This window comes from Desulfogranum mediterraneum DSM 13871 (assembly GCF_000429965.1).
Lineage (GTDB): Bacteria > Desulfobacterota > Desulfobulbia > Desulfobulbales > Desulfobulbaceae > Desulfogranum > Desulfogranum mediterraneum.
The window spans coordinates 42,743-69,069 of the sequence record NZ_KE387007.1 but is presented as its reverse complement, the minus strand read 5'-3'; the positions used below and the strand labels follow the sequence as shown (position 1 = coordinate 69,069).

24 protein-coding genes are annotated in these 26,327 nt (G+C 60.4%); 15 read left to right on the top strand and 9 right to left on the bottom strand.

Features of this window, described 5'->3' with window-relative positions; all coding sequences use genetic code 11:
• Nucleotides 1–19 precede the first annotated feature (19 nt).
• The 3 genes from G494_RS0119720 to G494_RS25865 form a co-directional block, all read right to left on the bottom strand.
• A complete protein-coding gene (locus G494_RS0119720; RefSeq protein WP_028585893.1) occupies nucleotides 20–700 on the bottom strand; it encodes a CBS and ACT domain-containing protein in 681 nt (226 codons plus the stop codon).
• A 138-nt stretch (nucleotides 701–838) separates the two neighbouring features.
• Nucleotides 839–1,228: a hypothetical protein gene (locus G494_RS0119715; RefSeq protein WP_028585892.1), complete on the bottom strand. Its 390-nt coding sequence runs from the start codon at nucleotides 1,226–1,228 to the stop codon at nucleotides 839–841.
• Nucleotides 1,229–1,239: 11 nt separating this feature from the next.
• Nucleotides 1,240–2,181, bottom strand: coding sequence for a helix-turn-helix transcriptional regulator (locus G494_RS25865; RefSeq protein ID WP_084457127.1), 942 nt, complete (start codon nucleotides 2,179–2,181; stop codon nucleotides 1,240–1,242).
• A 292-nt stretch (nucleotides 2,182–2,473) separates the two neighbouring features.
• On the opposite strand from G494_RS25865, the gene G494_RS0119705 reads away from it, so the two are divergent.
• The 6 genes from G494_RS0119705 to hypD all read left to right on the top strand — a co-directional run bounded on the left by G494_RS0119705 (nucleotide 2,474) and on the right by hypD (nucleotide 8,285).
• Nucleotides 2,474–2,677, top strand: a complete 204-nt coding sequence (locus tag G494_RS0119705) for a hypothetical protein (protein ID WP_028585890.1) — start codon at nucleotides 2,474–2,476, stop codon at nucleotides 2,675–2,677.
• A gap of 49 nt (nucleotides 2,678–2,726) precedes the next feature.
• Entirely contained in the window at nucleotides 2,727–3,113 is a 387-nt protein-coding gene (locus tag G494_RS0119700) for a hypothetical protein (RefSeq protein WP_028585889.1), read from the top strand.
• A 365-nt stretch (nucleotides 3,114–3,478) separates the two neighbouring features.
• On the top strand, nucleotides 3,479–3,943 hold the full coding sequence (locus tag G494_RS0119695; RefSeq protein ID WP_028585888.1) for an NfeD family protein: 465 nt from the start codon (nucleotides 3,479–3,481) through the stop codon (nucleotides 3,941–3,943).
• Entirely contained in the window at nucleotides 3,943–4,890 is a 948-nt protein-coding gene (locus G494_RS0119690; protein WP_028585887.1) for an SPFH domain-containing protein, read from the top strand. The genes G494_RS0119695 and G494_RS0119690 overlap by 1 nt, the downstream gene beginning before the upstream one ends.
• 130 nt (nucleotides 4,891–5,020) lie before the next feature.
• Nucleotides 5,021–5,923 (top strand): glycyl-radical enzyme activating protein, encoded by a 903-nt coding sequence (locus G494_RS0119685; RefSeq protein ID WP_028585886.1) that lies wholly within the window; start codon nucleotides 5,021–5,023, stop codon nucleotides 5,921–5,923.
• A gap of 1 nt (nucleotide 5,924) precedes the next feature.
• Nucleotides 5,925–8,285: a trans-4-hydroxy-L-proline dehydratase gene (hypD, locus tag G494_RS0119680; protein ID WP_028585885.1), complete on the top strand. Its 2,361-nt coding sequence runs from the start codon at nucleotides 5,925–5,927 to the stop codon at nucleotides 8,283–8,285.
• A 100-nt stretch (nucleotides 8,286–8,385) separates the two neighbouring features.
• Here the strand turns inward: hypD and G494_RS0119675 are convergent, their stop codons facing one another.
• Together G494_RS0119675 and ilvY are read right to left on the bottom strand one after the other, a co-directional pair.
• Nucleotides 8,386–10,038 carry a porin family protein gene (locus tag G494_RS0119675; protein WP_028585884.1) on the bottom strand — a complete coding sequence of 551 codons (1,653 nt, stop codon included), beginning with the start codon at nucleotides 10,036–10,038 and terminating at the stop codon, nucleotides 8,386–8,388.
• 222 nt (nucleotides 10,039–10,260) lie between these two features.
• Complete coding sequence (ilvY, locus tag G494_RS0119670; RefSeq protein WP_028585883.1) at nucleotides 10,261–11,154, bottom strand: HTH-type transcriptional activator IlvY; 894 nt, start codon at nucleotides 11,152–11,154, stop codon at nucleotides 10,261–10,263.
• A gap of 171 nt (nucleotides 11,155–11,325) precedes the next feature.
• On the opposite strand from ilvY, the gene ilvC reads away from it, so the two are divergent.
• Nucleotides 11,326–12,798, top strand: a complete 1,473-nt coding sequence (gene ilvC, locus G494_RS0119665; RefSeq protein WP_028585882.1) for a ketol-acid reductoisomerase — start codon at nucleotides 11,326–11,328, stop codon at nucleotides 12,796–12,798.
• A gap of 182 nt (nucleotides 12,799–12,980) precedes the next feature.
• Here the strand turns inward: ilvC and G494_RS0119660 are convergent, their stop codons facing one another.
• From G494_RS0119660 to G494_RS24640, 3 genes are all read right to left on the bottom strand, one after another.
• Nucleotides 12,981–13,619, bottom strand: a complete 639-nt coding sequence (locus G494_RS0119660; protein ID WP_028585881.1) for a LysE family translocator — start codon at nucleotides 13,617–13,619, stop codon at nucleotides 12,981–12,983.
• Nucleotides 13,620–13,889: 270 nt separating this feature from the next.
• Nucleotides 13,890–17,489, bottom strand: a complete 3,600-nt coding sequence (locus tag G494_RS0119655; RefSeq protein ID WP_028585880.1) for a proline dehydrogenase family protein — start codon at nucleotides 17,487–17,489, stop codon at nucleotides 13,890–13,892.
• Between the two features lie 88 nt (nucleotides 17,490–17,577).
• Nucleotides 17,578–18,300, bottom strand: a complete 723-nt coding sequence (locus tag G494_RS24640) for a FadR/GntR family transcriptional regulator (RefSeq protein WP_051305906.1) — start codon at nucleotides 18,298–18,300, stop codon at nucleotides 17,578–17,580.
• A gap of 343 nt (nucleotides 18,301–18,643) precedes the next feature.
• Between G494_RS24640 and G494_RS24635 the strand changes: the two genes are divergently transcribed.
• From G494_RS24635 to G494_RS0119625, 5 genes are all read left to right on the top strand, one after another.
• Nucleotides 18,644–19,759, top strand: a complete 1,116-nt coding sequence (locus G494_RS24635) for a branched-chain amino acid ABC transporter substrate-binding protein (RefSeq protein ID WP_208597722.1) — start codon at nucleotides 18,644–18,646, stop codon at nucleotides 19,757–19,759.
• A gap of 99 nt (nucleotides 19,760–19,858) precedes the next feature.
• Nucleotides 19,859–20,773: a branched-chain amino acid ABC transporter permease gene (locus tag G494_RS0119640; protein WP_028585879.1), complete on the top strand. Its 915-nt coding sequence runs from the start codon at nucleotides 19,859–19,861 to the stop codon at nucleotides 20,771–20,773.
• Nucleotides 20,774–20,778: 5 nt separating this feature from the next.
• Nucleotides 20,779–21,762 (top strand): branched-chain amino acid ABC transporter permease, encoded by a 984-nt coding sequence (locus G494_RS0119635; RefSeq protein WP_208597721.1) that lies wholly within the window; start codon nucleotides 20,779–20,781, stop codon nucleotides 21,760–21,762.
• Nucleotides 21,763–21,791: 29 nt separating this feature from the next.
• Nucleotides 21,792–22,568, top strand: coding sequence for an ABC transporter ATP-binding protein (locus tag G494_RS0119630; RefSeq protein WP_028585877.1), 777 nt, complete (start codon nucleotides 21,792–21,794; stop codon nucleotides 22,566–22,568).
• Nucleotides 22,565–23,281: an ABC transporter ATP-binding protein gene (locus G494_RS0119625; RefSeq protein WP_028585876.1), complete on the top strand. Its 717-nt coding sequence runs from the start codon at nucleotides 22,565–22,567 to the stop codon at nucleotides 23,279–23,281. The genes G494_RS0119630 and G494_RS0119625 overlap by 4 nt, the downstream gene beginning before the upstream one ends.
• A gap of 56 nt (nucleotides 23,282–23,337) precedes the next feature.
• On the opposite strand, the gene pyk is transcribed toward G494_RS0119625, so the two are convergent.
• On the bottom strand, nucleotides 23,338–25,122 hold the full coding sequence (gene pyk / locus G494_RS24630) for a pyruvate kinase (protein WP_028585875.1): 1,785 nt from the start codon (nucleotides 25,120–25,122) through the stop codon (nucleotides 23,338–23,340).
• A gap of 172 nt (nucleotides 25,123–25,294) precedes the next feature.
• On the opposite strand from pyk, the gene G494_RS0119610 reads away from it, so the two are divergent.
• The 3 genes from G494_RS0119610 (at nucleotide 25,295) to G494_RS0119600 (ending at nucleotide 26,311) form a co-directional block, all read left to right on the top strand.
• Nucleotides 25,295–25,594, top strand: a complete 300-nt coding sequence (locus G494_RS0119610; protein ID WP_028585874.1) for an MTH1187 family thiamine-binding protein — start codon at nucleotides 25,295–25,297, stop codon at nucleotides 25,592–25,594.
• A gap of 41 nt (nucleotides 25,595–25,635) precedes the next feature.
• Nucleotides 25,636–25,869, top strand: coding sequence for a hypothetical protein (locus tag G494_RS0119605; protein ID WP_153305966.1), 234 nt, complete (start codon nucleotides 25,636–25,638; stop codon nucleotides 25,867–25,869).
• A 202-nt stretch (nucleotides 25,870–26,071) separates the two neighbouring features.
• Nucleotides 26,072–26,311 (top strand): hypothetical protein, encoded by a 240-nt coding sequence (locus G494_RS0119600; protein WP_028585872.1) that lies wholly within the window; start codon nucleotides 26,072–26,074, stop codon nucleotides 26,309–26,311.
• Nucleotides 26,312–26,327 lie beyond the last annotated feature (16 nt).

Sequence of the window (26,327 nt, the reverse complement as noted above, 5' to 3'; positions counted from 1 at the left end):
GAAAACGGTCATGGCCCTATCAGCCTGCAGAGGACGGCAGATAGGGGCTCAGATCCTTTTCATAGTTGGTCAGGACCCTGAAACCGGCTGCCTCCAGGGCCAGGACGGCCTTGGCGCCCTCATCACCGCCGATTCGCATCACCAGGTGGGTGATGCCGGGATAATCTTTGGTGGGCCAGCAGAACAGGCTCTGGATATTGATCTGTTCCTGCTTCAGAACCATGGCCACATCGGCCAACTTGCCGATGGAGTCATCCACAAAGACCCCCAGACGGACACTGTCCTCTCCCATGCCGATGGCCTGGAGCAGGACAGCCATGACATCGGTGGAGGTGATAATTCCCACCAGCGCTCCGGACTCCATCACCGGCAGGGAGCTGATGTTGTTGGTCTGCATGATGTAGGCGGCCCGTTCGATGGTGGTATCAGGCTCGACCGTGATCACGGTCTTGACCATGATCTGCCCCACCTCCACCTTCTGGAGCAGGTAGGTCAACTCATGGGTGGAGAGGGTGGTGGCCGGAGAGGCCCAGTTCTGTTTCAGGTCCCGATCCGAGAGTAAACCGACCAACTGCCCCTCTTTATCCACCACCAGCAGGTGGTCAATGCCCTTGTCCGCGATCAGGTCCCGCGCCTCCACCAGGGTGGTGGTCGGGGCCACGGTCACCAGTTCGCTGTGCATTATTCTGCCAATATACATTTCTCCTCCATGCTGTTCAGGTCGTTAATGGTTCCAGAGTAATCAGAGGGCACCGCCATCACCTTGACTTCAGCTGAGCTGAAAAAGCACTTTTCCCAGCTCACCTTCAGCCTGGGGGCCCTGACGGCTGCCCAGGGCTCAGCGAATGTGTTTGGTTATCATAGCTCCGCTGGCGGGGTGGCGAAAACTTATTTCCCCCCTGAGTCGTTTGGTCGGTACGGGTTGCGACAGGCGCATGCTCAGGGTCAATCCTCCTGCACGGGCATGGGTGAACAACCACTTGACCATCCCCTTGCCTTTTTTATAGGCCATGGGTTTTGGACTTGCCGAGAGCAGCTGTACCCCCGGGGGTAAATATTGACGAACGATGAAGGCCATGGGTGCCGGCTCGGATACCTGGATCCTGATCCGAACCTGATCGCCCCCCACCGCCTGATAGACGCCGCTCACATCGGTTTCGGCAACTGCCCACCCCGGTACCAGCAGGCTCAGCCAGAGGGTGATGATGATAAGGAGCTGTCGGTTCATAGGTCCTCTCCTCATTGGGATTGCTGGGGTTGGACAGCAAAGAAGCCTTGCAGCTCGCTGTCCCAGCGATAGCCCCCGGCCAACCAGAGCTGCTCGATTTCACTAAAATCAATATTCTCTTTGCCCGGCGAAGAGAAACGCTCATAGGCATCCAGGATTTCGCTGTCCGTTATCTGCAGGTCCTGATCCTGATCAGCCCAGTGGTACGGGGCTATGGTGACGCTCTGCGCCCCGCCCGTGACAGTATCCCGCTTCTTGATCGAACCGGAAACACAGTCACCGCTAAAGTGTATCTCCTGGCCCACTCTCACCGAGTCGTGGGGCTGCACCAGGTAGAGAAACACGGCTTCCCCCTCAACCAGGCGACCGATCCAGCGGGGGTGATCGCCAAAATCATGGCTGCCCCCTTCCCGTCCCACTCCGCTGGCCGTTACCCTGGCTGCAATCCTCTCCCGAAGAATAATCGGTACATTCACCGGGCTATCGGCCTGCAGCCTGATCAACACCGGAAAAGAGTGCCCCGGCGCACTGTGTCGGGGCAGGGTCCGCACCGCACTGATGGTCGGCTGGCCAGTACTCTTCCACCAGAGATAGGCGGCAGCAGCCAGGAAAACGATCAGAATGGCCCCCAGCAGGGGAAGCCTCCATCCCTGCCATCCAACGGCCCGTCGCCGCTCTGCCGAACCTATAGCAGCTGCTGCAGGTTCCGGTGCCCCTGGCGCCTCTCCCTCCCCCTCTCCAAGAGGGGGCTCCAAGAGTTCCTCCAGAGAGACTTCCAGGGCCTGGGCCAGCTTCTCGGCGTTCTCCAACTTGATGGAGGGGTACTTGTTATTCTCCCAACGGGAGATGGTATCGGTGGTCACCCCAACCACGGTGGCAAGGTAAAGTTGGGTCAACTCCCTGCGCTCACGGAGGGCACGAATGGCGTTGCCGTTGATATGCACACTACTCATGGTGGTTGCTCATCCGACCTCAAGCATAGATCACTGGTTTAGCGCTACAAACAGAGCCCCCCTGGCTCAGAGAGAGGAGAGCTCGACCGGACCGCCCGGGAAGACTCCTCTTCCCAGTGGTTCAACATACCATTTCCCGGTAAATACGTCTTGGAATTATCGCGATGTCGACTCGACATCGCCCGATGTGGGGGCGGATGTCCGGCTATGTCGACTGACAGGAGAGCGGGGCTCACTTATGGTGTAGGCATGGAAAGCGGCAATCAAGCAATCATCCTACAGGAGGTACTCCATGCAAAAGACACTCACTGCCCTTATTCTCGGCCTGGCACTCACCCTGGGAACCGGCATGGCCCTGGCGAAAAGCTCTTCCTGCGTAGTGGTTGAGGTGGAAGGAGATCGGGTCACCCTGGAGTGCAGCAAACTCAAAGACCTGGTGCCCGGGACCAAGGTCAAGGTCAAAACCGCTGCGAAAAAGGCCATTGAAGGCTGCTAATCCCCGCTCATCCCCCTGGTCCATCGGACCTGGGAAGGCAGGTACGATCATGAACAAGAGCTTCAAGAGGATGCTGACCGTCGCCACCCTGCTGCTCGGCTGCTGGATAATGAATGCACAGACCGCCTCAGCCGGCCATGGGGAGCATCTCCAGGTCCGTATACCCCAGTGGAATATCGGCATCCTGGTGAGCAGCAACGGCTGGCAGGGTTCTCGGCCGGAGCGAGGCCCTGGCCGGCTCCACCATCAACGATACAGACAGGGACACCCTTATCTGTCGCCCTCAACAAACACCCATAAACGGGCCTATAGACGAGGCAACCATCAGTTCCGCAGGGGCAACCATCACCATCGACACCACTGGCGTCGCCATCACAACCATAAACACTATCAAGCTGCCCGATATCGCCCCCGGGGCTATCGTCCCTGTCGATAACGGCCCCCCTCACCCCACCTGACAACCACCAGGGCCCTGTCCGGACTAGACGGACAGGGCCCTGTAGCGTCTGTGCCCATCGCCGGGTACTCGCTGGATACTCGCTGGATACTCTAGAGGGAATACCTGCCGACCAGGCTCTGCAAGGGGGCCTGTTTCGGGCGGCACAGCCATTGTCAGGATAAGGTGCCCTCTGACCCACAGCACCGCTTTTCAAGCAACCTCTCCCTTACAGGGTTCCAGGCAACCCGAGAGGGCTCAGCCCGGACCGGCTGTTATCTCCAGCCGGATGGAATTGGACTTTGCTCTCCAGCCGACATCTATGGTATCCTGGAGAAAATCAACGACCTTGGAGCACCTCTCTGATGATTGACCTGCCCTTCTCACCGATCCTTGCCTGGTTCATTCTCGGCATCCTCTTCTATCTCCTGGAGCTGGCCCTGCCGGCCTTTGTGGTCTTCTTCTTCGGGATCGGAGCCTGGTGCACCGCCCTGGCCCTGGCCCTCTTTGAGCTCTCACTCTCCGCTCAGCTCAGTTGCTTCCTCCTGGCCAGCCTGGTCGCCCTGTTCAGCCTCCGCTCCAGCCTGCGCACCGTCTTCATGGGCAGAAGCAAGGAGGAGAGCGACTCCGTCACCCTGGACCCAGCCCCTGCCACCGGCACGGTCACCGAGGCCATCAGACCGCCGGCAGAGGGCAAGATCAAGTATGCCGGTTCCTTCTGGCGGGCCGCGGCAGATGAGGAGATCAGCCCCGGCACCACCGTGGAAATCGTCGATCAACAGGACCTGCTCGTCCGGGTCCGCCCCCTGAAAACACAAGGAGAACAGTAATGGAAATGCTCATCGGTGTTGGCGCCCTGGTCGCCTTTGTCATTGTCGTCCTGGTCAAGACCGCGGTGGTGGTTCCCCAGCGCAGCGAATACGTGGTGGAACGACTGGGCAAGTATCGGGTCTCCCTGGACGCCGGCTTCCATATCCTGGTCCCCTTCCTGGACAAGGTCGCCTATAAGCGCAACCTCAAGGAGGAGCCCATCGATATCCCGGCCCAGACCTGCATCACCTCGGATAACGTCACCATGGAGGTGGACGGAGTCCTCTATCTCCAGGTGGTCAACAGCCGTCAGTCCGCCTACGGGATCGAAAACTACCACTTTGCCGCAGCCCAGCTGGCCCAGACCAGCCTGCGTTCAGCCATCGGCAAGATCAACCTGGACAACACCTTTGAGGCCAGAGAGGTCCTCAATCAGCAGGTGGTGGACGCCCTGGACGAGGCCGCCCAGAACTGGGGGGTCAAGGTCCTGCGCTATGAGATCAAGGATATCCAGCCCCCCAGGTCGGTACTGGAGGCCATGGAAAAACAGATGAAGGCGGAACGGGAAAAACGGGCCGAGATTGCCCGCTCCGAAGGGGCGCGTCAGGCCCTGATCAACCGTTCCGAAGGGGAACGGGCCGAGGCCATTGCCCTGTCTGAGGGGGAAAAGATGCGCCGGATCAACGAGGCCGAAGGACGGGCCCAGGAGATCCTCAAGGTTGCCGAGGCCACGGCCGAGGGACTGAGCCGGGTGGCCGAGGCCTTGAGCATGCCCGGTGGCCATGAGGCCGCCAACCTGGAGGTAGCCAAGAAATATCTGGATGAATTCGGGAAACTTGCCAAGGAAAACAACACCATGATCCTGCCCGGCAACCTCACCGATGTTGCCTCCATGGTGGCCACCGCCATGTCCACCCTCAAGCAGAGCCAGGGGCCGCAGGCTCCGGTGGCCCCCCCAGGGGCCTGAATCACGGGAACCAGATCCGGCCCTTCTTTTTTCCTCACTGGGGGCTGTTCCCGTTTACACAGCTGCCCTGACAGGGTAGTATCGAGCCACCTTAACAGGAACAGGTATTACTATCAACAGCCAGCAGCCAATGATCCGCGGAACCATCTTTGCCATTAAACGCTACGCCCTCCATGATGGCCCCAACATTCGCACCACGGTCTTTCTCAAGGGCTGCCCCCTCGCCTGCAGCTGGTGCCATAACCCGGAAGGTCTTGCCCCCCAGCCTCACCCCCTCTGGTCCGGCGATCGTTGTCTCGGCTGCCACAGCTGTATCAGGGCCTGCCCCAGGCAGGCCCTGCAGTTCCAGGCAGGGAGCATCCGGCGCGATCCGGACCAATGTGATGGCTGCGGAGAGTGTGCCCGCATCTGCCCGGCCCGGGCCCATGAGATGGCCGGCTGGCAGAGCACGGTGGAGGAGGTCATGGCAGAGGTGGAAAAGGATCGCCCCTTCTTTGACCAGTCCGGGGGCGGGGTTACCTTTTCCGGGGGGGAACCCCTGCTGCAGCCCCGCTTTCTCCTGGCCCTGCTCGAGGCCGCAGGTGAAGAGGAGATTCACCGGGTGGTGGACACCTCGGGCTATGCCCCCCGGGAGGTCCTGGCACGAATCGCCCCCCATACCGACCTCTTTCTCTTTGACCTCAAGCACCTGGACCCGGCAGCCCACCGCCGTCACACCGGGGTGGACAACGGTGGGATCCTGGAGAACCTGCACTTTCTGGCCAGCCACCGCTACCCGCTGCGGATCCGGGTACCCCTGATCCCGGGGATCAACGATGATCCGGACCATATCCGTCGCCTGGGGGAGCTGGTGGCCGCACTCCCGGGAGTTGACGCCATCGACCTCTTGCCGTATCATCACTCGGCAACGGCCAAGTACCGGAAACTCAACATCCCGTATCCCCAGGAGCAGCTGCGGCCTGATGATACCCGGATTGACGCTCTTGTTGAACGGCTCCGGCAGTTCGATCTCTCAGTTCGCATAGGTGGTTAAGATGAATACCCGTATCAGCCAGTTACGACAGGAAAGTTTTGAGGCAGAGCCCGCCATCTCCATCGAACGGGCCCTGCTGGAAACCGAGTTTTACCGGGAACATAACGGTAAATACTCCCAACCCGTGCTCCGTGCCAGGCTCTTCCATTACCTCTGTGTAGAGAAGACCATCCACATCGGCGCCAAGGAGCTGCTGGTGGGAGAACGGGGTCCGGCCCCCAAGGTGGTGCCCACCTTTCCCGAGCTGACCTGTCACTCTGTTGCCGATCTGCAGGTGCTCAACAGCCGGGCCATGACCCGTTACCGGATCAGCGAGGAGGATATTGAGCGCTACCAGCAGGAGGTCATTCCCTACTGGCAGGGCCGCTCCATGCGTGACCGTATCTTCAACGAGGTACCTCCGGAGTGGCAGGATGCCTATGAGTGCGGCCTGTTCACCGAGTTTATGGAGCAACGTGCCCCGGGTCACACCGCCCTGGACAACACTATCTATCGTCAGGGGATGCGGGATTTCAAGGAGCGGATCGATGAGCGGATCAGCAGGCTCGATTACCACCATGACCCCCTGGCCTCGGACCGCTACGAACAGCTCAGTGCCATGGCCATTGCCTGTGATGCCATGATCCTCTTTGCCCATCGCCACGCGGACCTGGCCGAGGAGTTGGCAACAGAGGAGGCTGATGGTACGCGCAGGCAGGAGCTGGAGCTCATCGCCAGGGTCTGCCGGCGGGTGCCGGAACATGCCCCCCGAACCTTTCACGAGGCCCTGCAGATGTACTGGTTCGTCCACCTGGGCACCATCACCGAGCTCAATGGCTGGGATGCCATGTCCCCGGGCCACCTGGACCAGCATCTCTCTCCCTTTTACCGGCGGGAACAGGCCCGGGGCAGCCTGAGCCGCGAGCAGGCCAAGGAGCTCCTCTCCTGTCTCTGGATCAAGATCAACAACCACCCGGCCCCTCCCAAGGTCGGGGTCACGGCCCTGGAGAGCGGCACCTATAACGATTTCACCCAGATCAACCTGGGCGGGCTGCTCTGTGACGGTCAGGACGGGGCCAACGAGATCTCCTACCTGGCCCTGGAGGTAGCGGATGAGCTCCACCTGCTCCAACCCCAGCCTTCGGTGCATATCAGCGCCAAGAGCCCGGACCGCCTGCTCAAGGCAGCCAGCCGGGTGATCCGCAAGGGCTACGGCTACCCTGCGGTCTTTAACAGCGATGCCGTGGTCATGGAACAGGTTCGGGTGGGGAAGACGGTGGAAGATGCCCGGGAAGGCGGGACCAGCGGCTGTATCGAGACCGGAGCCTTTGGCAAGGAGGCCTATATCCTGACCGGCTACCTCAACGTGCCCAAGATCCTGGAGATCACCCTCAACAACGGCCATGACCCCTTAAGCGGCAAACAGGTCGGCCTGGAAACCGGAGACCCCAGGGGATTCAACTCCTTTGAGGCCCTCTACACCGCCTTCAGCCGCCAGCTGACCCATATCATCGACCTGAAGATAAGGGTCAACAACTATATCGAACGGATGTACGCCAAGTACTCGCCGGCTCCGCTGCTCTCGGTGGTCATCAGCGACTGTATTGAAAAGGGTCGGGACTATTATGACGGTGGCCCCCGCTACAACACCAACTACATCCAGTGCTGCGGCATCGGCACCATCACCGACAGTCTCTCGGCCATCCAGACCCACCTCTTTGAACAGAAGACCGTTTCCTGGGATGAACTGCTCCAGGCACTGGCCGACAACTTTCAGGGCCACGAAGCCCTGCGCCTGAAGTTGTGGAACAAGACCCCCTTCTTCGGCAACGACGATGACCGGGCCGACACCATCATGCAGCTGGTCTACGAGAGCCTCTTTGCCGCCATTGACGGCCGCGCCAACACCAAGGGCACGGTCTATCACCTCAACATGCTCTCCACCACCTGTCATGTCTACTTTGGCAAGAAACTGGGCGCCACCCCCAACGGCCGCCTGGCCTGGCAACCGGCCTCGGACGGAACCTCACCCTCCCATGGTGCGGATCGCCAGGGGCCCACGGCGGTGATCAAATCCCTGAGCAAGATGGACCAGTCCAAGTCCGGAGGCACCCTGCTCAACCAGCGCTTCCTGCCCAGCGTACTGAAGACAGAACAGGATCTGGACAAGCTCTGCGCCCTGGTCCGCACCTACTTCCGCCTGGGCGGCCACCATATCCAGTTCAACGTGGTGGACACCGCCACTCTGCGACTGGCCCAGCAGAGCCCGGACGACTACCGTAACCTCCTGGTCCGGGTTGCCGGCTACAGTGATTACTTTGTCGACCTGGACGCCGACCATCAGGAAGAGATCATCAAGCGGACGGAACAGCAGCTGGGCTGAAGCGGAAGAGAGGCCGCTCCCCGGGCCCAAAGCGCTGCAGTGCACCCCTTGCTCCGAAAAACCATCCCGGAGCAAGGAGAGGAAACAGGAACCTGGGAGTTTACCAGCGGAACAGATCCTTGGAGGCGGAGAGGGTGATCAACACCCGGTGCTCGTCATAGTCCTGGGCCCCACCGGAACGGTTGTTGTAGTAGCGATAGGAACTGGAGAGGGTGTACCAGCGCATGAAGGTGTAGCTGAGGGTGATGCCGGCATCGTAGATATCTTCGGTATACTCCCGGTCAAGGGCCTGCCTGGCCTTTTCTTCCAACTCGGCCGCCTCAGCAGAACCAGGCTCCGGCAGGGTACCGTCATCGACGATCTCCACGGTGCCTGTGGAGGGCGACTGATTACGCCGGTTGTTGCGATAGCCGGCTGAGAGGACCGTGCTCAGGGCAGGAGTAAACTGGTAGGAATAGCTGGCCCCGCTACGCCAGAACTGGGTAAGGCCGCTGCGCCGGCCGTCAAAATTCTCGTAGTCCAGTCCCCCTTCGGCAGAAAGATTCAACGCCCCATGCAGGGTCTCCCAGGTCAGGGATGCCAGGCCGTTAACATCGGTCTCATTGGCACGATCACTATTACTGTAGCTCACCAGGGAGGGACCGCCGGAGAGGGTCATCCGGAGTTGGCGGCTAAAATCATGGTTCCAGCCCAGGGAGAACTCATGGATGGTACTGTCTTCGCGCAGGAGCGCCTCATAGTCGGTGCTGCTGTAGCGGTACTTGCCGAAAAACTGGTCACTGGCCTGCCAGTCATAGTTGAGCCGCAACACCCCGTGGTACTCCTGGAGATCTTCATCCAGATCATCCAGCCGTTCCCTCTCCGGCGTCGGCTCGGCGACAGCCGCTGATTCGCCATCTCCTTCAGCAGCGCTTGCATCACTGCCCGTTTCTTCGCCGGGACGTACCACAACAACCTGCTGTTCATCATAGATCCCCTTGACATACCTGGCGGTGATCTCGGTTTGCCATTGCTTGGAAAAGCGATGGCCGAAGCGGAGGCTGCCCTCGTGGCGGTCATAGTCGGAGTAGCCGCCCGGATTACCATCGATGTTGCGCAACAGGCCAAAGTTGTAGCCCAGGCCGGCAAAGGAATCCTGACCATAGGTATAGTCGGTGGAGAGGGAGAGGTCGTTACGCCAGAAACGGCGGCGACCAAAGGTCTCGCTCAACTCCTGATCGCTCTCTTCCTCGGGCTCCGAGCCCACGACCGGAGTTTCCTCCACCGCTTCCTGACCCGGGATGATGGTCTCGGTGCGCAGGGCCTTGTCCAGGACCGGATCCTCTCCGTAGTAGAAGCTGTTGCTGGTCTTGATCGACCAGTTACGGCTGAAATCTTTTTGAAACAAGAGATTAAGGCTGTGATCCACCTCGTTCTCATCGTAGAGATCATCATAACTGAGCAAGGGGGCATAGGTAAACTCAAACAGGTCCTGGAGCCCCTGGGAGCCAAAGCGCACCCTGGGGCTGACAAACCAGCGGCGTCGATCCCCGCGTCGATCCTCGATGACGATCACCTCCGGGGTCGTGGCGGTCTCTTCGGCAACAACCTCCTCCTGCTCCCCTTCGTTGACATCACCCTCATCGTACTGCCGTTCCTGAAAATCATAGCCAAGGGAGACCTCGCCAATCACCGTGTTCTGACGCGCCAGGGCCGGAGAGGACAGCCAGACAAGGGTTGCAGGTAGGGACAATAATCGAAACCAGGTATTCATAGGCGCTCTCCGGAGGCAAACATTGTTGGGTAGAGGTCAACAGGGCGGCGGCAAGAGCCATCAGCCCTCCAGGGTGCTCTCAGAGCAAACCTGCTGCTCCTGGCAGGCATCGACCTCCTCCTTCAACTCATACAAAACGACATCACTTAAGTCAATGGATTATGGCGAGTTACAGCCCAGACACCCTGGTAAAGAGGCAGCGCTCCCTGCCCCTCCCCTCTTTCAGGCTGCAGCCGGCGCACGCCTCCGCACAATCTTCCAGAAGGCCTGGATCAGGGGATTCTCCAGATGTTTTTGGGCGGTACAGACCCCGATGGTGAAGGGGGTCAGCTCTGGGACGTTCTCCAGGGCAACCACCTCGTGACGGATGAGGCTCTTCTCCAGCACCAGCTGGGGCACCACCCCGATGCCGCACCCCAGGCTCACCATGGTCAGCAGGGCCTCATTGCCGGCCACCTGGGCATAGACGTTGGCCTGAATGTGGTGGGCTTTAAACCAGGCATCCAGCCGGTCTCGACTGAGCCCCTGTTCCGGCAGGATAATCGGGGTGGCCTGCCAGTCGATGCTCCCCTCCGGGGTAGCGACCATGATTTCCTGATGAGCGGCCGGAGCGATAAAGACCAGGGGGGTCCGGGTGACGGCAATGGACTCGATCCAAAGGGGCAGGGTTTCCGGCAGGGCGGCGACGGTGATATCGGCCTCACGGTTCTGCAACTTGGCCAGGGCCATGGCCGCATCTCCGGTCTGGAGATGGAGTTGAATCCCGGGGTATTCCCCCCTGAAGGTGCTCAGGATGTCGGGCAGGATGCTGTGGGCCGCGGTCACGGAACAGTAGAGGGAGAGGTGACCGGAGAGCTGCTCCCCCACACTCAACTGCTGCTGCAGGCTGTGCCAGCGCAGCTCGGCATCTTCGGCATAGTCCCGAAAGATCACTCCGGCCCTGGTCAGGGAGACCGAACGGTTATCCCGGTCAAACAGGGGTCTGCCCACATCGCGCTCCAAGCGCTGAATCGTCCGACTCAGGGTGGAGGGCGTCATGTTGAAGGCCCGACTGGTCTTGCCGAAGTGGAGGCTGGCGGCAAGATGGTTAAAGATCTTGATCATCCGGATATCCATGGTCTCCTCCTGTTCACATGCCCCACAAACATCATCTCTCCCCCTGAGCAACTGTTGCACTATTTGCAACACATAATTGCAATCAATTCACTTTTCGCAACAAAAAAAACTGCTATAGTGACACCATCGACAGCAGCTTGATTTTATCCGTAACCACAAGGAGATTGAACCATGGCCAACAACTATTTCAACACCCTGCCCCTCCGTTTACAGCTGGAAGAGCTGGGTAAATGCAGATTCATGGATGCCTCGGAGTTTGACGGCGTCGACGCCCTCAAGGGCAAGAAGATCGTCATCGTCGGCTGCGGCGCCCAGGGGCTCCACCAGGGGCTTAACCTGCGTGACTCGGGCCTGGATGTCTCCTATGCCCTGCGCGACAGCGCCATCAGCGAGAAACGCCAGTCCTGGAAGAACGCCTCAGAGAACGGTTTTGTGGTGGATAACTACGAGGCCCTGATCCCCGGCGCCGACCTGGTGATCAACCTGACCCCGGACAAGCAGCACACCAACGTGGTCTCTGCGGTGATGCCGCTGATGAAACAGGGCGCCTGCCTCTCCTACTCCCACGGCTTCAACATCGTGGAAGAGGGGATGAAGATCAGGGAAGACCTGACCGTAATCATGGTGGCCCCAAAATCCCCCGGCACCGAGGTGCGGGAAGAGTATAAGCGCGGCTTCGGCGTCCCCACCCTGATCGCCGTCCACCGGGAAAACGATCCCCAGGAACAGGGCTGGGCACTGGCCAAGGCCTATGCCGCCGGGACCGGCGGCGACCGGGCCGGCGTGCTCCAATCCTCCTTTGTGGCCGAGGTCAAGTCCGACCTCATGGGCGAACAGACCATCCTCTGCGGCATGCTCCAGGCAGGTTCCCTGCTCTGCTTCGACAAGATGATCGCCCAGGGCATCGAGCCGGGTTATGCCTCCAAGCTGGTCCAGTACGGTTGGGAGACCGTCACCGAGGCCCTCAAGCATGGCGGCATCACCAACATGATGGACCGGCTCTCCAACCCGGCCAAGATCAAGGCCTTCTACCTGGCCGAAGAGCTGCGGGAGATCCTCACCCCCCTGTTTGAAAAACACATGGACGACATCATGTCCGGTCACTTTTCCTCCACCATGATGGCAGACTGGGATAACGACGATCTCAACCTGCTCACCTGGCGGGCCGAGACCGCTGAAAGCGCCTTTGAGAAGTCTCAGTCCACGGATGCCGAGATTGCCGAGCAGGCCTACTTTGACAACGGCATCCTGATGGTGGCCATGGTCAAGGCCGGGGTTGAGCTGGCCTTTGAGACCATGGTGGCTGCCGGGATCAAGGAAGAATCTGCCTACTACGAGTCCCTCCACGAGGTCCCCCTGATCGCCAACACCATTGCCCGCAAGAAGCTCTATGAGATGAATGTGGTTATCTCCGATACCGCCGAGTATGGCTGCTACCTCTTTGCCCACCAGGCTGTGCCCATGCTGGCCGAGTTCATGACCAAGGTGAACAGCGATGTCATCGGCAAGGGCCTGGAGACCAGCGATAACGGTGTGGACAACATCGAGTTGATCAAGGTCAACGAGGCCATCCGCTACACCCCGGTGGAACTGGTTGGTGAAGAGCTGCGCTCCTATATGGGCGCCATGAAGCCCATCATCTAACCATCCCCGCCCTCTTCCTTCCCCCTCTGACCAGTGGGGGAAGGAAGAACTCCCCCCACCGCCGCTCAGCCGGCGCCCCTTACCCCATTTTCCTCCCCTGGCCGAGACGCCGGCGCCCCCTGCTCCAACGCGATCAGCTGAGGGGATCGAAGTTCCCCTCCCTGAGATCCGAAGAAATCGGTTTACCGCTCCACCAGGGCCAGCTGCACCCCAAAGAAGAGCAGCACAGAGCCGCAGAGCCCCTCAAGGCTCCGCCCCACCGCAGGACGCAGCAGCAAGCCGCTGATCCGTTGCAGGGCCAGGGAGACAGTACCGAGCCAGAGTATGCCAAAGGCAAAATGGATACAGGTCAGACCCAGGGATTTCACCAGGACGGAATCACCAGGAGCGATGAACTGGGGCAGGAAGGCCATGTAAAAGATGATGGGCTTGGGATTGAGCAGGTTGGAAAACAGCCCCTCTCTGAGGGAGAGGCGCCAGCTGCAATCACGGCTGGCTGAGGGGGGGATGAACAGATCCAGGGGCGAACCTCCGCGCAGGGCACTGATGCAGCTTTTCAGGCCAAGCCAGATCAGGTAGAGGGCCCCGCCACCCTTCAGGAGGGTAAAGAGCAGGGCCGACTGGAGCAGGATCACGGAGACCCCGCAGGCCGAGAGCAGGGCATGGACAAAGAGGCCGCTGCAGATGCCCAGGGCGGTAAAGAGGCCGTCCCAGGAGCCGCCGCGGAGGACGTTGCGGATCACCAGGATGGTATCCACCCCGGGTGAGAGGGTCAGGACAAGGGAGGCAGCAACAAAGGTGGTCAGACCGGCGGGATCCATGGGCACACTTAAAAAAACAGATTCAAAGAAGAGAGGCAGCCGATGACCATCAGCCTCCGCCCTTCCTGCCCGGAACGATCAGGGAACAAGAGCCCGGGGGCAATGGCATCAACAAGAAGCGTGAGCAAGGATACCATGAACGCTCACCAGGCTGCAAGCCCTGGCGTAAACGCGTAACCACGTAAAGGCATAAAGGCCTAAACGATGGGGAGGTGCATCCCAGACAGAGATACACCTCCCAGCCGGGCTCACTCCGGCTGGAGCCCAGGATCAGCTAAAGGAACGCTCTCCCAGGTTGCCGTAGCGATGGTAGTTGTCGCAGATGGCCTGCTGCTGAAAGTACTGGAGCAGTTCCAGGCGCCCCTCCATGTAGACCGGGGTTCTGGCGATATAGAAACCGGTCCTGGCTGCTGCCGCCGCAAGGGCCTGGGGGACCCGGTCGGGCGCTGCATAGCGGATCCGGTCGATCTCTGCCAGGCGGGCAATGAGTTCCCCATCTCCCTCCTCGATCAGCTCAACCCCCTGGAGCAGCGCCTGCCCATGGGGACTGTCCAGAAAGGCGGTTACCCCGTTTTCGAGCCCCATCGGGACACTCAGGGTGACGGCGCAGCCGGCAACCCGAGCCGCCGCAATCCGGGCCAGGGTCTCGAAGTGGTTATCCTGGGGATGGAGACGGATCACCACCCTGTTGATGGGCAGGTAGCGCAGGATGTTATCCTGACCGCGGAGGTGGAAGAAATCCTGCTCCCGGCCAAAGGTCTGCTCCATCCGGTGGAGGTAGGAGTAGATACTGCTGACCACCCGGCTCAACTCCTCCCTGATCTCGGTCAGCTTGCCCCACTGGAGCAGCCTGGTCCACTCCTGGGCCAGCTGGTGGAGGGGATGATCCTCAGCCACCGGCCGGATGGGCGGCGGCGCGATTTCTCTAAAGTGCATGAACTGGGTCACGTAGTCGGGGCTGCCCGCCTTCAGCCCTGGTCCCAGGGCGGACTTGCCCATGCCGCCAAAGGGCTGACGCAGGACAATGGCCCCGGTGGTGCCCCGGTTGATGTAGAGGTTGCCGGCAAAGACCTGCTCCTTCCACTGCTCCTGTTCCCGATGATCCAGGGTCTCGATACCGCTGGTCAGACCATAGCCGGTCTGGTTGACCAGCTCCAGGGCATGGTCCAGGCTCTCGGCCCGCATCACCCCGAGGAGCGGACCGAAGAATTCGGTCATATGGGTATAGCCACCGGGTTGCACCCCGTACTTGATGGCCGGAGACCAGATAAGGGGGTTGTTGTCCACCATCCCGGACTCCAGGGCCCACTCCTCCTGGGGCTCCAGGAGGGTCAGGCCGCGCTTGAGATCGCCGGTCGGCTCCTTGATCAGGGGACCGACCTTACTGCTGAACTTCCAGGCCGGTCCCACCTTGAGACTGCGGGCCGCGTCCACCAGCTGCCGCCGGAAGTGGGGGTCGTCATAGATGGTCTTCTCCAGGATCAGCAGGCTGGTGGCGCTGCACTTCTGGCCGGAGTTACTGAAGGCGGAGTGAATCACATTCTTGATGGCCTGATCACGATCTGCCATATCGGTGACAATGGTACCATTCTTGCCCCCGGTCTCAGCCGCCAGATAGACTCCAGGGGTCTGCTCCAGGATCTGCAGGCCGGTCTCGGTACCGCCGGTGAGGATGATGAAGTCCACCTCCTTGCTGGCCGTGAGCAAGGGGCCCACCTGGGAGCCGGAACAGGGCACAAACTGAAGGGTGTTTCTGGAAACCCCGGCCCGCCAGAAACACTGACAGAGTATCCAGGCGGTGAGCACGGCATCAGAGGCCGGCTTGAAGACCACGGTATTGCCGGCGGCCAGGGCGGTGACGATGCCGCCGCAGGGAATGGCGATGGGAAAGTTCCAGGGCGAGATCACCAGGCCCACGCCCTGACCCTGGCCCTCGACATGATCAATTTCAGCCAGCTGCCGGGCGCTCAGGGGGTAGAACTCGGCAAAGTCAATGGCCTCCGAGACCTCCACGTCTCCCTCGGAAAAGAGCTTACCGGTATCGGCGGCCGCCGCCCCGATGAGCTCCCCTCGGGACCTGCGCATCTCCATGGCAGCCCGGGACAGGAACTGATGACGCTCTGCCGCAGTCAACTCCCGCCAACCGTCGGGATCCTGGCGGGCCACCTCCAGAGCCCTGAGGGCCTCCTCTGGACCGGCCAGGGCGTGGCGGGCAACGCAGACCCGGGCCTCGGGCTGGTTGGGATCAAAGTCCTGCCGCTGCTCCAGGCCTGCAAAGAGCTCTTGACCGCCGATGACCACCGGAACCTCCAGCGGAGCCTCGTCCCCCTTCTTCAGCCAGCGCTCCCGGATGGACTCCGCCCACTGGCGATTGCCTGCCAGGGACCAGTCCGTATCCGGCTCATTGGTGAAGCTCAAGCTATGATAGCTGGAAACCTCGGGAGCAAACTGCTCACTGGTCCGATTCTGGATCCGGTTAGGTCCGTCCTGGGCCTGCTCCTGGAGGCGGCAGGAGTGGAGAAATCCGTTTTTCAAGAAATTCCACTCATCCGAGCCGACATGCAGGTCCGGCGAGTAGCGCAGGAAATTCTCCGGCGAGGTGTTCTCATCCAGCCGCCGGATCAGGTAGGCGATGGCATTGATGAACTCATCCTTGGAGGCCACCGGCGCATAGAGGAGCACATCTCCGGCCGCCTCACTCAGGGCCCGGCGGACATGGTCGGCCATGCCCTCCAGCATCTCGAAGTAGAAGTAGGGGGTAAGGTTCCTTTCCCGGGCCAGGTTGGCGGCATAGGCCAGTTCAAAGAGGTTATGGGAGGCCACCCCCAGGTTGACCGCCCGGATGTTCTCCGCCTCCATGCCGTAGCTGACCATCCGCTTGTAGTTGGCATCCACCTCCAGCTTGTTGTCATAGGGAGCCAGGGGCCAGTTGAACAGGGCGGACTCCAGCCTCTCCATCTCCATGTTGGCCCCCTTGACGATCCGCAGCTTCACCGGAGCACCGCCGTTTTTCACCCGCTCCCTGGCCCAGCGGGTGAGCTTACGCTGCATGGCAAAGGAGTCGGGCAGGTAGGCCTGGAGGACGATGCCTGCGGAATAGTCCTTGAATTCCTCCTGATCCAGGGTGGCGACAAAGGCGGCATAGGTGATCTCCAGATCCCGGTACTCCTCCATGTCCAGGTTGACGAACTTGGCCACCGTGGTGGTGTCAGGCCGGGTAAAGGTGTTGACCTTGGCCACCCGATAGATGGCTGCCAAGCGCTCCTTGAGGATCTCCACGGTCTCGTCCAGGGCCAGGGAGTTGATCTGGGAGTAGATGGTGGAGATCTTGATGGAGATATACTCCACATCCGGGTCCTCCATATCCCTGATATAGGTGGCCAGCCTCCGGGCCGCCTCCTCCTCACCCAGGACAGCCTCCCCCAGGTGATTGATATTCATCCGGATACCCTGCTGCTTACGCTTCTGGAGATGGGCGTGGAGTTCCTTATGTTCCCCGGGGATGATAGCCCGGCTGCTGCTGGCCCGCATCTGGTCGATCATGGTGGGCACGGCCAGGGCAGAGAAGTGCTTGCCCACCCCCTTGAACATCTGGATAAAGAGCTTCTCCACCCGGCTGAAAAATTCCGGCACCCCCTCCTCGTCGATGAGGTGACTGATCTGATCCGCCACCCGTTTGGCATCGTGGGAGCGAAAGGACTGGTCGATCATCTTGCTGAGCAGCACCTTATCGCCCGGGTGGGTGAGCAGCCGTTTCATCTGCTCCTGGATATGCTTCTCCTCCCTGGTCAGCAGTTCATTGGCTCGATTCTGCCACTGTTCAGCCAGGGCCACCGCCTGCTGGTAGAGTTGTTCCTTGTGCGATTCCATAATACGCTCCCTTGGATAAGGTGGGATAGGGTGGGTAAGATACGTACCTCGATGTATATTCAGTGCCTGGGCAGCTGTTCTTTTACCTCTAACGCAGTTTCTCCTTCATATAGACGGCAAAGCGGTGCACATGCCCCTTGGAAAGGCTGGCGGCAGCTGCGCTGTCATGGTCGCAGATGGCGGTGATGATCGCCGCCAGGTCCTGGTAGTTCTCTTCCAGCTCCTGGCTGCCGACAAAGAGAAACTTGTCGTAGTAGCGGTGAATGTTGTCGTGGACACTCTTGAGGATGAAGCTGTAAAGCGGGTTACCAGCGATCCGGGCGATGGCGGTATGGATCTGTTCATCAACCCGGACAAAGCTATCCCACTGCTCCAAACCGCCGTCCCGAAAACGCTCGGCCCTGGCCAGCAGTCCGTGCAACTCCTCACAGTCCACGCTGGTGGCCCGCTGGGCAGCAAGCCCTCCCACCGTGGCCTCCACCCCCTCCCGGAACTCCGCCAGATGAGCCAGGGATACGGCCTTGGAGTGGATCAGCATGGCCAGGTTTTCGGCCATCAGTTCCCCGTTGACATCCCTGACATAGGCTCCGCCATTGGTGCCCAGGCGGATCTCGATCAGGCTCTTCTGCTCGAGGATCCGCAGGGCCTCCCGCAAAGTGCCCCGACTGGTCTGAAACATCTCACAGAGGCTCCGCTCGGCCGGCAGCTTACTGCCGGCCTCGATCTCGCCATCCAGGATAGCCTCCTGGATCTGGTTCACCACATCCTGATAGACCCGCTTCTGTTGCGCCTTATGAAACAGCTTTTTCATTGCTTCCTTGACAAAGGTTGATTTTTCAATAACATTATAATGGTTAAACCATTAGTGTCAACAGATTCTCTCACCACGGCCTCTGTGAGCCCTCCCTGGTGAAGAATAACGATCCCACAACATATCCACAGTTTAAGCGTATTTCAGTACAACGGCCAAGCGACCACACCTTGTGGCAACTCTGCTTTTGGATCTGCCGGGCCGGCGGCACTTGATTTTACTTGACTAACCCGTCGAATCTGGTGTCTCATGGCTCCTTGATTCCAGCTTTTTGCAGGATTCACCGCACTGTCGCGGAAGATGGTCCGTTCCAAATTAATCATTTGTGCAAAAGGAGGTCACTGTGAAAAAAAGTATGTTGACGGCCGCACTCGGGTGTGCCCTGACAGGACTGTTCATGCTGGGCCAGGCAGCAACGGCTGCTGATCTGAAGATAGGGATCATGGTTCCCACCACCGGCTCTGAGGCCACCGCCGGCAAGGACATGGAAAACGCCATCCTCCTCGCCGCCGATGAGATCAATCAGGCCGGTGGCGTCCTGGGCATGAAGATCACCACCACCACCGGCGACGATGCCTGCGACCCCCAACAGGCCACCGCAGCAGCAAGCAAACTGGTCTCTGCCGATGTTGCCGCCGTGGTCGGCGGCTACTGTTCCGGTGCGACCCTGCCTACCCTGAAGCTCTACGGCGATGCCGGTGTCCCCTTTATCATTGCCGCCTCCAACTCCACCAAGCTGATCGACGCCAACCAGGGCAACGCCTTCCTGGTCAACTCCACGGGCTACGACCAGGTCAACACCGCGGTGGAACTCTTTACCTCTAAGGGCGCCAACAAGCTGGCCATCATCCACCAGGGTGACGGCTACTCGGAAGACCTGGCCAAACTGACCAAGGAAAAGTGGTCCTCCCTGGGCAAGGAAGTGGTTGCCTACGAGGTCGTCAACAAGGGCGAGCAGGATCATTCCTCCCTGGTCACCCGGATCAAGTCCAAGGCCCCGGATGCCATCTTCTGGACCGCCTACTACGCCGACGGCGCCCTGGTGATCAAGCAGCTCCGCCAGGCCGGCTACCGCAAGCTCATTGCCGTAGGCGATGGCTCCAACTCTCCGAAGCTGCTCGAGATAGGCGGAAAGGCCACCGAGGGTGTCTTCTGTTTTTCCAACCCCACGGTAGACTACCTGCCCGCGGCCAAGGCCTTTAGCGAGGCCTACAAGAAGAAGTACGATCAGGATCCCGATGCCTACTCTTCCCTGGCCTATGACGGTATGAAACTGATGGCCGATGCCATCCAGCGTGCCGGCTCCACCGACAAGGCCGCGATTATCAAGGCCATTGCCGCCACCAAGGACTTCAAGGGCATTGCCGGACCGATCTCCTTTACCCCGAAGAACACCCTGGCCCACAGTAACTTTGTCACCCTGATTGCCAAGGGTGGGAAATGGGTGCTGAATAAGTAGTCGTACCCTGCTCTTCCCTTCCAACTACCCCGTATCCCGGATCCGGACCGTGGCCCCCACGGCCGGAACCGGGATACCGAACCAAACGAATATACCTCTATGTCTACCCTTGACATACTGCTTCAACAGTTGGCCAACGGACTGATTCTCGGCTCGTTTTACGCACTGGTTGCCCTGGGCTACACCATGGTCTACGGTATCATCAAGCTGCTGAACTTTGCCCACGGGGACCTCTACATGTGCGGGGCCTTTATCGGCTTCCTCTTTCTCTCTCTGGTCAGCGGCCTGCTGGGAGAGAGCTGGGGCGGCATCCTCTGTTCCATGATCCTGAGCATGATCACCGTGGGACTGCTGGGGGTGCTTATCCAGCGGGTGGCCTACCTGCCCATGCTGGCCGCCCCCAGACTCTCCATCCTGATCACCGCCCTGGCGGTCTCCATGGTCCTCTCCAACGGCGTCATGGCCCTGACCGATGGCGAGTACGAGGCCTTTAGCACGGATCTGGGCTTTGAGGGCCTGGAGATGGGCAACGTCTTCGTCACCTATACCCAGATCGCCCTGGTGGTCTCGGCCGCCCTGTTGATGGTCACCCTGTTCTTCTTCATCAACCGTACCATGTACGGCAAGGCCATGCGGGCCATTGCCATTGACCAGGATGCCTGCAGGCTGATGGGGATCAACGTCAACAAGGTCATCACCCTGACCTTCTTCATCGGCTCTGCCCTGGCAGCGGCGGCCGGGGTCATGGCCGGGGTCTACTACGGATCGGTCCACTTCTTCATGGGCTTTGTCATCGGCCTGAAGGCCTTCACCGCAGCGGTTATCGGCGGCATCGGCTCCATCCGGGGCGCCATGCTCGGCGGCCTGGTGCTTGGCCTGCTCGAGGCCTTCGGCACCCAGATCCCTTTTATCGGCTCAGAGTGGAAGGATGTTTTTTCCTTTGGCATCCTCATCCTGCTTCTGGTGTTCAAGCCGACAGGATTATTAGGTAAAACAGAGATTGAAAGGATGTAAGCCCCATGAGCAAACAATCCCAGACTCCCAAGGCGGCCCCGGCCCCAAGCCGCTCGATGCTGCTCGACTGGCTGGCCATCCAACGCAACCGGATCACCATCCTGATGATTCTGGCCGGGATGGCCATGGTCCTCCCCCTGGTTGCCAACAACTATGTGCTCGAGATCCTGACCAATGCCTGGTTCTATGTGGTCCTCTGCCTGGGCCTCAACATCGTGGTCGGCTATGCCGGCCTGCTGGACCTGGGCTATGCGGCCTTCTTTGCCGTGGGCGCCTATACCACCGGCATCCTCACCTCCGAGTTCGGGGTCAACTTCTGGCTGACCATTCCGGTGGCCGTGGTCGCCTCGATGATCACCGGGGTGATCATCGGCGGGCCGACCCTGCGGTTGCGCTCCGACTATCTGGCCATCGTTACCCTGGGCTTTGGTGAGATCGTCCGCATCTGTGCCCGTAACCTGGAGATCACCGGCGGGGCCAGCGGCCTGATCGGGATTGAACGTCCCTCCCTCTTCGGCCTCCACCTCAACCAGATCAACCACTTCTATTACGTCTTCCTGGCCCTGGCCATCCTGGCCTGTTTTATCAGCTACCGCCTGCAGCACTCCCGGCTGGGCCGCGCCTGGCAGTATGTGCGGGAAGACGAGGACGCGGCCGAGGCCATGGGCATCGGCCGGGTTGCGATCAAGCTCTATGCCTATGTGATCGGCGCCATCTTCGGCGGCGTGGCCGGCTGCTTCTTTGCCGCCAAGATGACGGCCATCTCACCGGAGACCTTCATGTTCCAGCAGTCGGTCCTGATCCTGGTGGGCGTGGTCCTCGGCGGCATGGGCAAGATCCCGGGGGTGGTCATCGGCGCCTTTGCCCTGGTCCTCTTTCCCGAGGTCTTCCGCGGCATCGGTTCCATGCGGATGCTGGTCTTTGCCGTGGTCATGCTGGTCATTATCCTCTACCGGCCCGAAGGAATCTGGCCGGCAAGGCGAACCTGAATTCCCTTATCTTTGCCATAAGAACTGCAATGCCTCTTCTCCACGTTCAAGATCTCGTCCTCAGTTTTTCCGGGCTCAAGGTTATCCAAGGGCTCAACTTTTCGGTGGCCCAGGGCAGCATCGCCAGCCTGATCGGTCCCAACGGTGCCGGCAAGACCTCGGTGTTCAACTGCCTCACCGGTTTTTATCGACCGGACAGCGGCAGCATCCGCTTTGCCGAACGCTCCATCCTCCGCAAGAAGCCCCATACGATCACCCGGCAGGGGATGGCCCGGACCTTTCAGAACCTCCGGCTGTTCAAGTCCATGACCGTGGAGGAGAATGTGATGTCCGGCCTCCACTGCCGCACCCATGCCGGTGCCCTGGCCGCCATCTTCCAGACCCCGGGACAACGCAGGGAGGAGGCAAGGGTCCACCGGATCAGCCAGGAGTGCCTGGATTTTGTCGGTATCCTGGACAAGAAGGACTGGGTTGCCGCCAACCTGCCCTATGGCGACCAGCGCCGGGTGGAGTGGGCCAGGGCCCTGGCCACCAAGCCCAAGCTGCTGCTCCTGGATGAACCTGCGGCAGGGCTCAACCATAACGAAAAGATCGAACTGATCGAGCTGATCCGCCGCATCCGCGACGAGCTCGACATCACCATTCTCCTGATCGAACATGACATGGGCCTGGTGATGAAGGTATCGGAAAATATTACGGTCATTGATTACGGCCAGAAGATTGCCGAAGGATCTGCAGACCAGATCCAAAACGACCCCAAGGTGATTGAGGCCTACCTGGGCCGAGAGGACGACGAGGAAGCATGAGTGACGTGATTCTGGAAATTCGTGACGTGGAGACCTACTACGGCAAGATCCACGCCCTCCGCGGGATCTCCTTTTCGGTGGAGGCGGGTGAGATTGTCACCCTGCTCGGTGCCAACGGCGCCGGCAAGTCCACCACCCTCAGGACCATCTCCGGCTTGAACCGGGCCAAGGCCGGTTCCATCAGCTTCATGGGCGAGGAGATCACCACCAAGTCGCCCCATGAGATCGTCTCCATGGGACTGATTCACGTGCCTGAGGGGCGGAGGATCTTCAAGGGGATGACCATCAAGGAGAACCTGGAGCTGGGCTCCTTTACCCTCAAGGATGAGAGCGAACGACGGCGGAGGATGGAGCATGTCTACGAACTCTTCCCGGTGCTCCATGAACGCAGGCAGCGCGATGCCGCCCTGCTCTCTGGGGGTGAACAGCAGATGCTGGCCATGGGCCGGGCCCTGATGACCGATACCAAGCTGCTGCTCCTGGATGAACCCTCCATGGGGCTGGCCCCCTTCATGGTCCAGGGGATCATGAAAATCATCAAGCGACTCAACGCCGAGGGGGTGACCATCCTGCTGGTGGAGCAGAATGCCAAGGCCGCCCTCAAGCTGGCCGACTACGGCTATGTCCTGGAGACCGGAGAGATCGTGGTCAAGGGCAAGGCCGGCAAACTGCAGCAGGACGAGTCCATCGTCAAGGCCTACCTGGGGGAGTAGCTCGCCCCTGGGCCGCGACCTGGCTCCACCTTACCCCATCATCATCATAGGCGGCCCTAGTCCACTCGCACCACCTGCACCGCGCCAAGCTGCTGAAAACCGCTGCTGGTCAGCCGGGAGCCCTCCAGCACCCCGATCATATCGCCGGTCCGGAGATAGCCCCACTCCTTGGCCAGGTCGATGGAGCGCTGGACCATCTCGTCACGGCGGAGTTCCTCCCGAATAATCAGCGGAAAGAGATTGTTGTAGAGACTGGAGTGGCGGGCCACGTGGATCGAGCGGGTCACCAGCAGGGCCGGCACCTTGCGGTTCCACTTGGATAGGGAGGGGTACATCACCCCACCGGGATCCAGCAGCAGGGTGGCGGAGATGTTGATCAGACTGGCCGCTGCCGCCAGAGCCGGGTTCAGCGAAGAATCACTGACCAACTGCTGAAAATGCGCGGCCGAGCTGCTGGTATAGCGCTCCTCCTCACAGATGATCGCCGCCATGGTCCGCACCACGTTGACGGGATCCACCCCGGTGGCCGTCTCCTGGGAGAGCATCACCGCATCGGTCCCCTCCTTGATGGCCATACTGACATCGGTCACCTCGGCCCTGGTGGGCCGCGCATGGGTGGTCATGGAGTCGAGCATCTGGGTGGCGGTGATCACCGGGACGTTCTGCTCCCAGCAGAGCCGGATGATCCGTTCCTGGATGCGCGGCACCTTGGCCACCGGCAGCTCAACCCCCATATCTCCCCGGGCAATCATGATCCCGTCCGCCACCTCGATGATCTCCCTGATGTTCTGCACCGCCTCCGGCCGTTCGATCTTGGCAATCACCTTGATGTTACGCTTACCGGCACGATGGATATGGTCACGGACCGCAGCGACCTCCTCGGCGGTGCGGACAAAGGAGAGGGCCACATAGTCCACCGAGTGTTCCAGCCCCCAGTCCAGGTCCTGCCAGTCCTTGGCCGTGACGCTGGGCAGGGAAAGGTCGGTGGAGGGCAGGTTGATCCCCTTGTTGGACTGGAGGATGCCCCCCACCACCACCTCACAGAGCACCTCCTCGCCGCTATCTTCCAGGACATGGAGTTCCAACAGGCCATCATCCAGGAGGATCTGGTCACCGGCACGCAGATCGGCAACCACCCCGGGCATGGAGGTGGAAAAACGTTGGGAGGAGCCCTGGACGGGATCGCTCTGGATGGTGATGGTCTGGCCCGTTTTCAGTCGGATGGCCCCGTTCTCCATGGCACCGGTGCGAATCTTGGGCCCGCTGAGATCCTGGAGCACGGCAATGGGCTTGTCCCAGACCTGCTCGGCCTCACGAACGGCGCAGAGGCTCTGCTCATGCTGCTCATAACTGCCGTGGGAGAAGTTGAGCCGGGCCACATCCATCCCGGCCAGAATCATCTTACCCAGGGTCTCCGGAGTATCGCAGGCAGGCCCGATGGTGCAGACAATCCGGGCCATCTTGTTGATACTGGTGTGACTCTGGGGAATGATGCTGGCCAGGCGGGCAAAGAGGCCCTCAAAATCCACGGGTTTTCCAAAGACGCAGACCACATTGGAGCAGGCCTCCAGCCGGGCTGCAACCTCTCCATCCTCCAGGGCTGCGGTGGTGATGATGATGGGCAGCTGGGGACAGATGACCGCCATGGCGTCGATGAACTTGAAGCCGTCCCAGTGGGGCATCTGGATGTCACTGATGATGACGTCATAGGCACTGGAGGTGGCGAGCTGAAAGCCCTGGTGGCCGTTGCTGACCGCTTCAACCTGATGGCCCGCTGCCTCCAGCCGCGACTGGAGCAGCCTCTGCACGGGCCGGTTATCTTCCAGAATCAGAATACGCATGAATCAAGCCTCTGGGTGGAGTTGCTCTTGAATAGCTGTTCACATTGTAGCATAGTGCAGGGAAGGGTTGGGGAAAAAAATCCCTGCCTGGTTGAGGCGACCGCAACAGCGGCTGGTCTGCAGGAAAAACAGCCCGCCGGCATACGCATAGAACAAGAAGAGGAGAGCAGCAATGAAGGTAATCATGGATCTCTGTATCGTCCCCATGGGGGTCGGTGTCTCTGTTTCAGCCTATGTGGCGGCCTGCCACCAGATCCTGCAACAGGCCGGCCTCAAGAGTCAGCTCCACGCCTATGGGACCAATATTGAGGGAGAGTGGGACCAGGTCATGGCAGCGGTGAAACAGTGCCACCAACAGGTCCATGCCATGGGGGCCCCCAGGATCACCACCACCATCAAGCTGGGCACCCGCATGGATCGGGACCAGACCATGGCAGACAAGGTAGAGAGCGTGGAGTGCAAGCTCCCCTGAGCTCTCCGGCCAGGGGCCACCCCACCATAAGGAGCATGATCATGCTGAACCCACAACAGCAAAAAAACGGATTCCTCCTCCTGCTCGCCGGCTGCAGTGTGCTGGCCCTGCTGCTCCTCTCCGGAGCAGGCTCCCATCCCCCCACAGGCAGATATGCCATGGAGGTGGTGGTCAGAGACCGCAGCACCCAGATCTATGTCCTGGACACCACCACCGGGGCGGTCAAGTGGGTGGATGCCATGGATACGCCCTTCAGCAAGCTGAAGGGCAACTAAGGGGAGGGCCGCTGCAAGGGTCCCGACCGGTTCAGCTTCGCGATGGCCCGGGACTGCCCCCAGCCCTCTGCTCCCTGGAAGAAAGGAGCAGCCCTTGCGTCCTGATCCGTAGGGGTGCAGACTCTGGAGCAGAGGCTGCTCACCGGCAACAGAGCTGTAGCGCCCCCACGCCCCCCAGGATCATCATCAACAGGGAGTACTCATGCTCACCAGCAAACAACAAAACAAGGCCGTCCTGGTCATGGCCGCCTGCTGCAGCATCCTCTTCCTGCTGCTGCTCAACAGGGCTATCTCCCCAGCCAGCGGAGAGCGCTATGCCATCAAGGCAAGGCAACTGCAAAAAAACCGTAGCCACAGCCAGAACAGAGCCCATCTCCCGGACCTTCCCGGCACTGCCTTCAAAGGCATGGAGGACAGGGAGACCTCTGCCCTGGCAAACTAAAGCTGGCCTGAAGGCC